The organism is Streptomyces hygroscopicus subsp. hygroscopicus (assembly GCF_001553455.1).
Classification (GTDB): Bacteria; Actinomycetota; Actinomycetes; order Streptomycetales; family Streptomycetaceae; genus Streptomyces; species Streptomyces hygroscopicus.
This window is the reverse complement of record NZ_BBOX01000001.1, coordinates 157,873-169,328: the sequence shown is the minus strand read 5'-3', so window position 1 is coordinate 169,328 and position 11,456 is coordinate 157,873. Positions and strand designations below refer to the sequence as shown.

At 71.0% G+C, this 11,456-nt stretch carries 10 protein-coding genes and 1 pseudogene; 4 read left to right on the top strand and 7 right to left on the bottom strand.

What is annotated here, in order from left to right:
* Window positions 1-639 precede the first annotated feature (639 nt).
* Window positions 640-1,242 carry an ALF repeat-containing protein gene (locus AXW62_RS00730; protein WP_060942725.1) on the bottom strand — a complete coding sequence of 201 codons (603 nt, stop codon included), beginning with the start codon at window positions 1,240-1,242 and terminating at the stop codon, window positions 640-642.
* 213 nt (window positions 1,243-1,455) lie between these two features.
* Window positions 1,456-1,854, bottom strand: coding sequence for a VOC family protein (locus tag AXW62_RS00725; RefSeq protein ID WP_060942724.1), 399 nt, complete (start codon window positions 1,852-1,854; stop codon window positions 1,456-1,458).
* Window positions 1,855-1,947: 93 nt separating this feature from the next.
* On the opposite strand from AXW62_RS00725, the pseudogene AXW62_RS40160 reads away from it, so the two are divergent.
* A pseudogene (locus tag AXW62_RS40160) lies at window positions 1,948-2,259 on the top strand (helix-turn-helix transcriptional regulator); the annotation flags it as partial.
* 196 nt (window positions 2,260-2,455) lie between these two features.
* Here the strand turns inward: AXW62_RS40160 and AXW62_RS00720 are convergent.
* Genes AXW62_RS00720 through AXW62_RS00705 form a run of 4 tightly spaced genes read right to left on the bottom strand, consistent with a single transcriptional unit; the run spans window position 2,456 to window position 5,822 of the window.
* The gene (locus AXW62_RS00720) at window positions 2,456-3,901 is read right to left on the bottom strand and encodes a sugar porter family MFS transporter (RefSeq protein ID WP_060942723.1); all 1,446 of its coding nucleotides are present in this window, start codon (window positions 3,899-3,901) and stop codon (window positions 2,456-2,458) included.
* A gap of 39 nt (window positions 3,902-3,940) precedes the next feature.
* On the bottom strand, window positions 3,941-4,324 hold the full coding sequence (locus tag AXW62_RS00715) for a sensory rhodopsin transducer (RefSeq protein WP_060942722.1): 384 nt from the start codon (window positions 4,322-4,324) through the stop codon (window positions 3,941-3,943).
* 35 nt (window positions 4,325-4,359) lie between these two features.
* Window positions 4,360-5,148, bottom strand: a complete 789-nt coding sequence (locus tag AXW62_RS00710; RefSeq protein WP_060942721.1) for an SDR family NAD(P)-dependent oxidoreductase — start codon at window positions 5,146-5,148, stop codon at window positions 4,360-4,362.
* Window positions 5,145-5,822 carry a GntR family transcriptional regulator gene (locus tag AXW62_RS00705; RefSeq protein ID WP_060942720.1) on the bottom strand — a complete coding sequence of 226 codons (678 nt, stop codon included), beginning with the start codon at window positions 5,820-5,822 and terminating at the stop codon, window positions 5,145-5,147. The genes AXW62_RS00710 and AXW62_RS00705 overlap by 4 nt, the downstream gene beginning before the upstream one ends.
* A gap of 302 nt (window positions 5,823-6,124) precedes the next feature.
* On the opposite strand from AXW62_RS00705, the gene AXW62_RS00700 reads away from it, so the two are divergent.
* Entirely contained in the window at window positions 6,125-7,264 is a 1,140-nt protein-coding gene (locus AXW62_RS00700; protein ID WP_060942719.1) for a mandelate racemase/muconate lactonizing enzyme family protein, read from the top strand.
* Between the two features lie 348 nt (window positions 7,265-7,612).
* Here AXW62_RS00700 and AXW62_RS00695 read toward each other — a convergent pair whose 3' ends face one another.
* Complete coding sequence (locus AXW62_RS00695; protein ID WP_079115400.1) at window positions 7,613-9,136, bottom strand: MFS transporter; 1,524 nt, start codon at window positions 9,134-9,136, stop codon at window positions 7,613-7,615.
* Between the two features lie 96 nt (window positions 9,137-9,232).
* Here AXW62_RS00695 and AXW62_RS00690 point away from each other — a divergent pair, with 96 nt between their 5' ends.
* Together AXW62_RS00690 and AXW62_RS00685 are read left to right on the top strand one after the other, a co-directional pair.
* Window positions 9,233-9,961: a TetR/AcrR family transcriptional regulator C-terminal domain-containing protein gene (locus tag AXW62_RS00690; RefSeq protein ID WP_079115399.1), complete on the top strand. Its 729-nt coding sequence runs from the start codon at window positions 9,233-9,235 to the stop codon at window positions 9,959-9,961.
* A 317-nt stretch (window positions 9,962-10,278) separates the two neighbouring features.
* Window positions 10,279-11,415 carry a methyltransferase domain-containing protein gene (locus AXW62_RS00685; protein ID WP_306305038.1) on the top strand — a complete coding sequence of 379 codons (1,137 nt, stop codon included), beginning with the start codon at window positions 10,279-10,281 and terminating at the stop codon, window positions 11,413-11,415.
* Window positions 11,416-11,456 lie beyond the last annotated feature (41 nt).

Genomic DNA, 11,456 nt, shown 5'->3' with positions numbered 1-11,456 from the left:
CCCGCCGATGCGTCGGTGGGCTCGCTCATGCTGCCCACCCCCTATCCGGTTGGGCTGAGGGGCGGGTGACGGCGTCAACCGTGTGTGTGGTGGGGGAGAAGGGGCCGAGCCGCCGTTGTTCGAATCCAAGAGGCTCCTTCATGGCATCCTCCATCTGGGCGCGCGAGGGGTACTGGTGCTCTAAGAACGCCCCCGCAGGGGGTCCGTAACGGGCTCCTCGGGAGGAGATCGTGGACGAATGTTCCCCTGGCGGGTGGTGACTGGTCTGGCTGCACTGTGACGGGACTCAGGCGCACTCGAACGCGGCATGTCACCCGTTCGTGGTCTTGTCCTCGCGTATCGGAGGCGTACGGGGGCTACCCGCCCCGTCCCTCCCGGGCTCACCTCGGCGATCCCATAAGCAGGCCATCCCGGCCGAGAACGATCTCGCCGGGATGGCCCGTACCTCAACCCCTCACGCCCGCCGAGCAGGTCCGCATCCTGATCCTGCTGCGGCGCGACAACCTCCGGCAGCGGACCGGTGGCCGGTGGACCGCGGCGGTACCGCGTGGACGTCCACGCGGTCTGTGGTGGCGGCCGCCCACCGGGCACCGACCGGATCACCGCCAGACGCGTCGCGTGGCGGCGCCCCCGCTCGGCCTAGCCGTCCACCTCGTACTGCCCCACCTCACGGAAGTAGCGCAGGGTCTCTGGGGAGCCGTCGTCGAGGGCCGCGTTGACGGCGGCGCGGAGGGCGTCGCCGATGTCCGGGTCCGTGAGCATGCGAACGATGTAGACGGCGTCGTCCTCGGCCTGGGCCAGCCGGTAGCCGGTCTCCAGCCAGGCGCGCATCTCCTCCGGAGAGTCGCTGTCGAGGAGCTTGTTGGCCTCCTCGATGACCCGCCTGTCCTTGTTCTGTGTTGCTATGTGGAGGATACGGGCGATGGCGACCCGGTCGTCCTCGGCCTGGGCCAGCCGGTAGCCGGTCTTCAAGAAGGTCCGCATGTCCTCCACGGTGCCGTTGAGGGCCTCGTCGGCCTCCCGGACGACCGCCTTGCCGCTGTCCTCGTCGGCCAGGATGACGGCGATCGCGGCACGCAGTCCGTCCTCCGACATCTCGTCCACCGGTGTGCCGGACACGGCCGCCGCGGTCGTGGCGGTGGCCGGAGCGGCCGAACCACTGGCAAACGCCGGGGCGGTGAAGAGGAGGGCTGGTGTCAGAGCGGTGGCCACGACGAGCAGAGCGGCACGCGTCGGTCTCATGAAGGTACGCCTCCGTGATCGGACTTCAGGTGAGGTGATGATCACCCACGCGCGCCGAAACCGCATCAGGAACCCGTTATTCCAGAAAAGTTGGGCCACGGCGGCCGGGGAGACGGCGGTTGACCCCCGCTGGTGGCGTTCCTGGACTCGGCGGCCGCGTTCACCGGGAGCCCCGGGGTCTCCGGGCTCCCGCGTGACCGGCTGTCCGTGGCGTCAGCGTGCGAACTTCTCCATGGCCGCCGGGGTGACGGGGGTGAAGAAGTTGACGAGGTTGCCGTCGGGGTCGCGGAACAGCAGCGACCGGTTGCCCCAGGGCATCGTGGTGGGCTCGTTGACGAAGTCGGTGACGAAGCCGGTCAGGTTCTGGTGAACGCGGTCCACGTCGTCGACGAGGAACTCGATGATCACGCTGTGGTTGTCCGCCGAGCGGGCAGAGCCCGGGGCGAACAGCGGGACGGTGCGGGTGCTGGCGATCGCGAGGGTGGCGCCCGCGGTCTTGAGTTCGGCGAAGTCCTCGGTGGCCCACGTCGCCCGCGCTCCCGTGGCTCGCTCGTAGAACTCGACGAGGCGCGCCACGTCGCTGGTGATGATGCGGATCGAGACGAACTCCATGGGAATCTCCTTGGCTGTGCTGGAGGCGTGCACGTCGCAGCCTAGGAGAAATAGTGGACAGAATCGGTCCTGTATCCGCGTGAGGCTGCGGACATGCCCCGCCCCACTGCCCGCGTGCTGACGCTCCTGGAGCTGCTGCAGTCGGGCGGCACCCGGACGGTGGCCGAACTCGCCGACCGGCTCGGCGTCGAAGGGTGCACCGTGCGCCGCTATGTGGACCAGCTGATCGACCTGGACGTGCCGGTGGAATCGGGCGGGTACCGGCTCCCTCCCGGGTACCAGTTCGCCTCCGCTCATACTCAGCGACGACGAGGCGCCGGCCGTGCTGCTCGGCCTGGTCGCCGGCGCCGGGCAGGGCTGACGACGGCGGAGCACACGGCGAGCGAGACGGCATCGGCGAAGATCCCGGCCGGGACCGCACAAGGAGACTTCGACGGTCCCCAAGCCGGCAACGGCCAGCCGCCCCTTGGCGATCCGGTGGAACTCCGCCTCGTAGGGTCTTGCGGAGCCTCCGCAGGCGGACCGTGAGCCGGTCGCCGTGCTCGCCGCTCTGCGTGCGGACCGGCCGGGAGCGGTGCCGGAACGGGGTCGCTGACGTGCGTCACTTCAAGGGGCTCAGCACCGGTGCGGCGTCCTCCTGCATGTCTTCCAGCGAGCGCCCCTTCGTCTCGCCGACGAAGAAGAACACGAGCAGCCACGAGAGCAGGGCCATGAACGCATAGACCGCGTAGCTTCCTGCCAGTGAGAGGTCACGCAGGCTCGGGAACGAGAAGTTGAGCAGGACGCCCGCGAGCCAGTTGGCGGCGGCGCACACGGACAGCGCGACGCCGCGTATGCGGTTGGGGAACATCTCGCCGAGGAGGACCCAGACGGCCGGACCCCACGAAACCGCGAAGGCCACGACGAATACGTTTGCGCCGACGAGAGTGACCGGTCCCCACACCCCGGACAGCGTGGGCTCGCCGTCCGCGGCGATGGTGGCGGTGGAGAAGCCCACCGCCACCGTGACGAGGCTCGCGAACATGCCGGTTGATCCAGCGAGCAGCAGCCGACGGCGGCCGACCCTGTCGATGAGGAGTATCGCCACTACCGTCGCGGCCACGTTCACGAAGGAGCTCAGTACCGACAGGGCGAAGGCCGACGACTCCTCGAAACCGACCGACTGCCACAGTGAGGTGGAGTAGTAGAAGATGACGTCGACGCCGACGAGGGCTTGCAGGGCTGCAAGCCCGATCCCCACCCAGATGACGGGAAGGAGAACGCGCCGTCGGTCCAGGAGGTCCTGGAAGCGGGCGGAGCGGTCGGTCCGCAGCGTCGCGGCCATGCGGTCGGTCAGGGTGGTGGCTTCTTCCTCTGTGATGTCCTGGAGCCTTCGCAGCACGTCGCGCGCTTCGGCGGCTCGCCCGCGTGCGACGAGGAACCGCGGCGACTCGGGCACCGCGAGCGCGATGACCAGGTAGGTCAGGGCCGGCACGACGCCGACGATGAACATCCACCGCCATGCGGGGAGACCGAGGAACGTCTGCGCGTCCGCGCCCTTGAGCACGAGTGCGATCGAGCTGTCGGAGAGAAGGGCGGTGAAGATGCCGAGGACGATGGCCATCTGCTGCAGGGACGCGAGGCGGCCGCGTACGTCTGCCGGCGCGATCTCCGAGATGTAGAGCGGCCCGATCACTGTCGCGAATCCGACCCCGTAGCCGGTGAGCAGGCGCCAGATCGCGAGGTCCCAGAGGCCCTGGGCGAGGCCGGAGCCGATCGCGGCGACAAGGAAGACGGTGCCGGCGACCGTCATGGTGCGCGGGCGCCCGATGCGGTCGGCGAGCCGGCCGGCGCTGAACGAGCCGAGTGTGGCGCCCAGCAGGGTGACGGCGACGATGGTGCCAAGTCCGATGGAGCCGAGCCCGAAGTTGCCCTCGATGGCGTTCACGGCGCCATTGATCACAGCGGTGTCGAAGCCGAAGAGGAAGCCGCCGATGGCGGCGGCCACCGCCATGGTGGCCACGCGGCGGGTCAGGCGGCCGCTCTCTCTGGGGCGTGGAGGGGACATGGTGAGTCCTTGTCGATTGTGGATTGTCGACCAAGCTGCTTACAGGGAGGAGGGGTAGGCGATGGTGGACATCAGGGCGTTCTCCGCCTGCCGCGAGTCCAGGCGGGTGTGCTGGACGACGATGGGCCGGTCACTTCGGATCACGAGGCAGTAGTCGATCCCGGGAAGGATCGGCTCCGGGCCGCTCAGGTCGTTGATCCGCTGGTGGTGTGCGCGGCGTGCGGGAACGGTGAGCCCATAGGGTCCGACCGGCTCGCGATCGGTGTGGAAGACCTCGATGGTGACGTGTGCGGGGTCATCCCCGGCGTTGAGCATGCAGATGCTGTCATGGCTGGTCATCGCGGGGGCCGGCCCGGTGCTGCCCGGAGGGATGTAGCCGTCCGCGACCACCCATGTCGTGGTGCCGATCGCCTGAGTCGTCATGTGAGTCCGCTTTCTGTGGTGGGTTTCGGTCTTTGTCAGAAGTCGTTCGCGCTCTTGGCCATGAGTCCGCCGTCGCATACCAGGTGACTGCCGGTGACGTAGGAGGCGTCGTCGGAGAGCAGCCAGGTGGCGGCACGTGCGATCTCGATGGGGTCGGCCATCCGTCCGAGGGGGATCTGCCGTGCCGCGGCGTCCTTCAGGCGTGCGCGCTCCGCTTCGAGCTCGTCACCGGCAAGGCCGAAGTAGAGCAAGGGCGTGTCGGTGGCGCCGGGGACGACCGCGTTGACGCGGATGCCGTGAGGGGCGAGATCGATGGCGGCGGCCCTCACGAACGCGGAGACTCCGCCCTTGGACGCTCCGTACGCGCTATTCGAGCCGCCCGCGAAGCCGACGAAGGCGGACGGGGACGACACGCACACGATGGAGCCGGGCCTCCCGGCGTCCCGCAGGGTTTGGGCGGCTGTGCGTACGGTCAGGAAGGTGCCGGTGAGATTCACCTCGAGAACGCGGCGCCAGGTGTCGAGGGGCATCTGCGGCAGGGGCGCGTTGATCTCGATGCCGGCGCTCGCGGTCACCCCGTCCACCGGGCCCAGTGCGGTGCTCGCCGCGCCGAACGCGTCGATGAGTTCCTGTTCGTCGGTGACGTCCGACGCGGCCGACCAGGCCCGGCGGGCGCCGGCGCGCCGGGCTTCGGTCGCCGCCCGCTCGGCGCTCTCGCCGTCACGGTCGATGATGCCGACGGCCCAGCCCCGGCGGGCGGCTTCGAGCGCGGTGGCGCGGCCGATGCCGCCTCCGCCGCCGGTTATCAAGATCGTCCTGGTCATGGGGAGGGGTCCTTGGTGGCTGTGAAATGGGTCTTGATGTGGGCGGTGACGGTGCGGTCCAGTGCCTGCTCGTCGCCCGCCCGGAGTGCGTCGAGGAGCTCGCGGTGCTGGGCGGCGACCACGGTCGGGTCCGAGTAGTGGCTCGCGTCGCGCCGGAAATAGGCGCGCACGCGGGGCTGGATCGACCGCCAGATCTGCAGGCAGTGCTGCTGCCCTGACAAGGTCACGACCGCCTCGTGGAAGCGGATGTCCTCGTCGGCGAGCAGCGCCGCGTCGGCCGTGTCGGCCGCGGTCTCCATGGCGCGGACGAACGACTGGAGATGGGCGTAGTCCGCGTCGGTCAGGCGGGGCATCGCCTTGCGGAAGGCGAACTTCTCCAGGGAGATGCGGACTGGTACGAGGACGTTCTCGATCTCCTCCTGGGAGACGCCGAGCACCTCCGTACCGCGGTAGGGATAGGAAATCACGAGGCCCTCCTGCTCCAGTTGGCGCAGTGCCTCGCGGACCGGCGCCCGGCTGGTGCCCAGCTGTTCGGCGACTCCCGACTCCGTGAGCTTCTGACCCGCCTCGAGACGGCCGGAGGTGATGGCCTCGCGCAGAACGTCCGCGACGGTTTCGCGGCGGGAGGCGAGGGAGCCGGAGGGAAGCGCGGGAAGCGCGGGAAGAGCAGACATGGCCGGAGCGTAACAGGATCGTACTTTGTCGACAATCGGCCGGGGATGGCTCCTGCGGTCGGCGGGCGCGGACCTGTGGAGGCGGGTGCGGCGGGGCTCGGGGGTGGTCGGGACGGGGGAGTGGCGTTTTGTCGCATGGGTGCTCCCGTGGTGGTGCGGCGCCCTGGGTGGGCGGCCGTCCGGCAGACTGTAGCCCAATCGTCGATTGTCGACAATGCCCTTCCCGGTCGGGTACGGTCCCCACACAGCCGCCGCCACCTCTTCGGTGCCCGCGGCGATGACACCCGTCACGAGAGGCACTCATGAAAATCACCAGGGTCGAGACATGCGGTCTTCGTGGGGCGACCCCCGAAGGCGGCTGGTCGAACGAACTGCGCCCGGACGATGTCGTGCACACGCTCGTCGCCGTCCACACCGACGAAGGCGTCACGGGCATCGGAAGCGCGTTCACCACCGAGAACCTCGTCCGGGGAGCGATCGACCTCCTGCTTCCGCACCTCGTCGGACAGGACCCGGTGGAGGTCGAGCGGATCACCGAAACGCTGCACCGGACCGCGTTCTGGATGGGCCGGGGCGGCGCGCTCACGCACGCGACGAGCGCGATCGACATCGCCCTGTGGGACATCGCCGGCCAGGCGCTCGGCCAGCCGGTCGGCCGGCTGCTCGGCGGGCGCCACCGCACCCGGGTGCGCCCCTATGCGTCGGTGCTCATGGACGAGGCCGGACCCATGACGGACAACCTGACTCGCCTTGTGGAGCAGGGATTCACCGCGTTCAAGATCGGCTGGTGGAAGTTCGGACGGGTGGACGCCGCCACCGACGAGCGCACCGTCGCCGCCGCCCGCGCCGCGGTGGGCGACCGGTTGCTCGCTGTCGACGCCGGTGGCTCCGAAGGCTTCTTCCCCGGCGGTCTGGCATGGGCGAAGCGAACCGCGCGGATGCTCGCCGACTACGACGTCGCCTGGTTCGAGGAGGCACTCGCGCCGGACGACCTCGAGGGTTTCGCGGAACTGCGCGCGGGTTCACCCGTCCCCATCAGCGGTGGCGAGGTCCTCACCCGAAGGCAGAGCTTCGCCCCCTACCTGCGGCGCCGTGCCTTCGACATCGTCCAGCCCGACACCACGAAGGGAGGCGGTCTGAGCGAGTCGCGCCGGATCGGCTGGGAGGCCCAGGACCTCGGCATCCGCCTGATCCCGCACGGATGGAACACGGCCATCGGTCTCGCCGCCGATCTGCAGCTGTCGTCCGCACTCGTGTCCACCGACCTCGTCGAGTACAAGACCGGGTCGGCTTATGTGGACGACCTGGTCGCGGGGGGCTGGCGGCTCGACGCCGACGGATACCTCGACATCCCCTCCGGCCCCGGCCTCGGAGTGTCCCTCGACCCGCAAGCGGTCGCGAAGTACGGCACGCGGCCCGCGTTCGCGGACCCGAAGGCATGAGCATCCCGCCGCCCCCGCCATCGGCTGAGCCGCCCGCCCCGGCCCACGCACGTACGGCCCGCAGGTGCCGCAATGGGCTCCGGGCGGTACGCCGTCACCTCACCCCCGCCCCCGCGCGGCATGGTCCCGCCGGGCGAGACAAGCCGCCGCGAGGGCGGAAACCATCGTCGCGGGCGCGGGCCTGCTGCTGTCGTCTGCCGCGTCATCCGTACCGGGCCTGCTGGGCCTGTACGGCATCCTGGCCACGCTGGGGTTCAGTGCGGCCTCCGGGGTGACGGCCGGCCTGGTGGTCCGGCGTTGGTTCACCGAGCGCCGCGGACTGGCCTTCGGCTTGGGGCCGTGCGTCGCTCAGGACGCTCGTCCGGCCGCCTCCGACTCCGGCTCGGGCGCCGCGCCCGGGGCGGCCCGGCCCGGGAGGGCGAAGAACGCCACGGCCGCACCGGCCAGGGCGGCCGCCACTGCGACGGTCATGGTGAGGGACTGGGCTTCGGTGAAGGCCGAACGGGCCGACTCCGCCAGGGCACTTCCGCCCGCGTGGTCCTTCGCGTGTGACAGCGTCGCCCCCAACGAGGACACCGCGTGACCGGGCAGACCGTCCGGAAGAGCGCCCCGGTAGGCGGTGGCGAGCAGGCTGCCCAGCCCGGCCACCCCCAGCGCGATGCCGAGCTGCTGATGGGTGTCGTTGAGCGCGGAGCCCATACCGGCCCGCTCCCGGGGCACCGCATCGAGCACGGTGCTGGTGGCCGAGGGCCCCGCGATGCCGGATCCCACACCGGCCAGCGCCAGCCCGGCGGACACCGCCACGTAGCCGCTGTCCTCCGACAGCGAGGCCAGTACCGCGAAACCGGCCGCGGTGACGGCGAATCCCGTCACGATGCAGACCCGCGGCCCGAACCTGGCCGGTGCCCGGCCGCCCACCGCCGAGCCCGCGACGACCCCCGCTGCCAGCGGTATGGCCGCGAGCCCGGTCTCGAACGCGCTGTGGCCCAGGACCAGTTGCAGGTACTGGCTGAGGATGAAGAGCGTGCTGCCCGTCGCGACCGTCATCACCGCCACCGCGAAGCTCGCTCCGGAGAACCTCCGATCCTGGTACAGCCGCAGATCGACCATCGGCACCGTGGAACGGGCCTGTCGTACCCCGAAGGCGACGAGCGCCACCACCGCCACCAGCGCCCCGCCCAGCACAGCGGGGGAGGTGTACCCGTACGCCGGGGCCTCGATCAGCGCCCACACCAGGCCGGTCATCCCCGCCGTGACCAGGACGGTGCCGAGCGGGTCCAGCTCCCGGCCGTCCCCGGCCCGCGTCTCGGGCACCAGCCGGACGATGCCCACCACGGCCACCGTCACCACGGGGATGTTGATCAGGAAAACCCCGGCCCAACTCCACACGTCGACCAATGCGCCACCGAGCAGGGGCCCTGCGGCCATGCCCACGGACGCGACCGCGCTCCACACCGCGAAGGCCCGCGGGCGCTCCTGCTCGGGGAACACCGCGACGAGCACCGCGAGCGTCGCGGGCATCACCAGCGCCGCACCGACGCCCATGAGGGCCCGCATCGCGATCAGCCACTCCACCGAGGGGGCCGCCGCGGCGAGCGCCGACGCCACGCCGAACACCAGCAGCCCCACGACGACGGTGCGCCGCCTGCCGTACCGGTCGGAGGTCACCCCCGCGGTGACGAGGAGCCCGGCGAAGACCACGACATAGGCGTCGATCACCCCCTGGAGCTGGCCCGTCGAGGCATCGAAGGCATCGCCGATGGCGGGCACCGCGACATGCAGAACCGTGTTGTCGATGACGATCACAAGGAGCGCGGCACACAGCGCCACCAGGATCGCCCACCGTCGCGGATGACCTTCTTCGTCGCTCATGGTCCTCCCTCGTTGATGTTCTCCTACAGTGTTTGAGTACATCCATCACTGTAGGAGTCGCGGAGGGGGATCGGCAACGAGGTAGGCTGCGGCCTCGTGAGCGCGAAGCCGAGCGGGGACAAGGGAAAGAAGACGCTGGAGAACGCACCGGGAGCGGTGTGGTTCCGCGCGGAGAAGACCTCCCGCACACGGCCTCAGCTGTCACACGAGCGGATCATCGCCACCGCCGTTGAGCTACTCGACCGCGACGGCGTGCAGAAACTGAGCATGCGCCGGCTCGCGGAGCGGCTCGGCGCCCACGCGACGAGCCTCTACTGGCATGTGGCCACCAAGGAGGACGTCCTCGATCTGGCCCTCGACGCGGTCCTCGCCGAACTCGATCTCCCCGACGAGCACAGCGCCTCCTGGCAGGGCGATGTCGAGGCGTTCATGACCGGACTGCGGTCCGTGCTGCTGCGGCATCCCTGGGCCGCGGCCCTGGCCGGCTCCCGCCCCCTCCTGGGCCCCCACGCCCTGCGGTCCTCGGAGTTCGCCTACACCGCGCTCGCCACCGGCGGGTTCGACGGGGTTCACCTCTCGTCCGCCGCGGCCACGATCACCCACTACGTGATCGGTTCCGCCTCCTCAGAAGCGGTGTGGCGCAGGCGCTCCGACGAGGCGGCCACCCGCTCGGCCGTGGACGCCCACCTCCGCGCCCACATCGACGAATACCCCACCCTCGCAGGTCACTTCCCGCTTCTGGAGGAGGACGACTGGGACGCCCACTTCCACCGCGGCATGCGGCTCCTGCTGACCGGCCTCACCTCATCCGAGGCCCGCGGCTAGCCGCGGGCTTCCGCGAGGCGGGTCGTCCTGCCGGCGTGGGCGGTTGCACGATGACGCGTGGGCCAGGGGCCATGCGTTCAGCGTGCGGTCGCGGACCGGCGCGCGCACCCGGGTCCGGCCCACACGGCGCTCCCGTACGCCCTACCGGGTGCCCCTGCCCCGCATCACCATGGACGTCCCGCACTGACGACGAAAGGGGAATGATCCGTGGGGAAGCACGAGAAGCCGCCGCCGGACACCAGCCAGGGCAAGCCCCCACCGGGCAACAGCGACGGGCAGGTACCACCGCCCCAACCCGGGAACGGGAAGCACAAGAAGTGACCGATCACGAACAGCTGCGGGCCGCGCTGGATGCCGCCATGGACCAGCGCGGCGCCTGGCCCGACCGGGCCCCGTGGATCAGACAGGCCGTCGGCGCCGTCCCCCGACACCGGTTCGCGCCGGACCAGCTCTGGCACTGGGACGGCCGCGCCTACGTACCGGTCGGCCGGAGAACCGATCCCGAGCGGTGGGCAGCCGAGGTGTACGGCTCCCCGGACACGGCCGCGGTCACCCAGATCAGCGACGGCCTGCCGTCGTCCAGCCTGTCCTGTCAGGCCGTCGTGGTGGACATGCTGGACTCCCTGCTGGTGGAGCCCGGCCAGCGAGTGCTGGAACTCGGAACCGGCACCGGCTGGAACGCCGCTCTCCTCGCCCACCGCGCCGGCCCCGGACAGGTGGTGAGTGTCGAGGTCGACGCCGAGCTGGCCGCGGCCGCGGCCGAGCGGCTCACGACAGCCGGCGCCAACGTGGCCGTACACCTCGGCGACGGCAGCACGGGCTGGCCCATGGGCGCGCCGTACGACCGGGTGATCTCCACGTACGCGGTCGACCGCGTCCCGTGGGCGTGGATCGAGCAGACCCGGCCCGGCGGACGGATCGTCACCCCGTGGGGTCGGCTCGGGCACGTCGCCCTCACCGTGGCCGACGACGGCCGGTCGGCGTCCGGCTGGGTCCAGGGCCTGGCCACCTTCATGCCCGTCCGCGGCACCAGCCGCGCTCGCGACTTCGCCCAGGTACGCGGCGACGGCCCGGCCGCCGACGAGCGGCCCGTCACCCGCGACCTCACTCCGCTCCAGGCGGACTGGCACCTGCGGTTCGCACTCCGCGTCGCCCTGCCGGAGGTCCAGGTCACGCTGGCCGAGGACGACGACGGGCTGAACGCCTGGCTCCACGACGGCGCCTCGTCCTGGGCGGTGCTGTCCGCCATCGGTGGCGGCCGCTCGAGCGCGGCCCAAGGCGGCCCGCGGCGCCTCGCCGATGAGCTCGAAGCCGCCTGGGACGAGTGGCTGCGGCTCGGCGAGCCGCAGCTGTACGACTACGGCCTGACCGTGGAGCCGGACGGCCAGTACGCCTGGTGCCGGGACGCGCACACCGGCCGGCGGTGGCCGGTCAGCGGCGAGCCCGCGGGATAGGGCCTGCTCGGCGGGCAGTCGGCGGCCGGGCTTCCCTGCCG

Coding starts and splice junctions, on each gene's coding strand:
- AXW62_RS00705 (WP_060942720.1), bottom strand. CDS start 5,822: ATGTCTGCTCTTCCCGCGCTTCCCGCGCTTCCCTCCGGCTCCCTCGCC.
- AXW62_RS00715 (WP_060942722.1), bottom strand. CDS start 4,324: ATGACGACTCAGGCGATCGGCACCACGACATGGGTGGTCGCGGACGGC.
- AXW62_RS00730 (WP_060942725.1), bottom strand. CDS start 1,242: ATGAGACCGACGCGTGCCGCTCTGCTCGTCGTGGCCACCGCTCTGACA.
- AXW62_RS00720 (WP_060942723.1), bottom strand. CDS start 3,901: ATGTCCCCTCCACGCCCCAGAGAGAGCGGCCGCCTGACCCGCCGCGTG.
- AXW62_RS00725 (WP_060942724.1), bottom strand. CDS start 1,854: ATGGAGTTCGTCTCGATCCGCATCATCACCAGCGACGTGGCGCGCCTC.
- AXW62_RS00710 (WP_060942721.1), bottom strand. CDS start 5,148: ATGACCAGGACGATCTTGATAACCGGCGGCGGAGGCGGCATCGGCCGC.
- AXW62_RS00695 (WP_079115400.1), bottom strand. CDS start 9,136: ATGAGCGACGAAGAAGGTCATCCGCGACGGTGGGCGATCCTGGTGGCG.
- AXW62_RS00700 (WP_060942719.1), top strand. CDS start 6,125: ATGAAAATCACCAGGGTCGAGACATGCGGTCTTCGTGGGGCGACCCCC.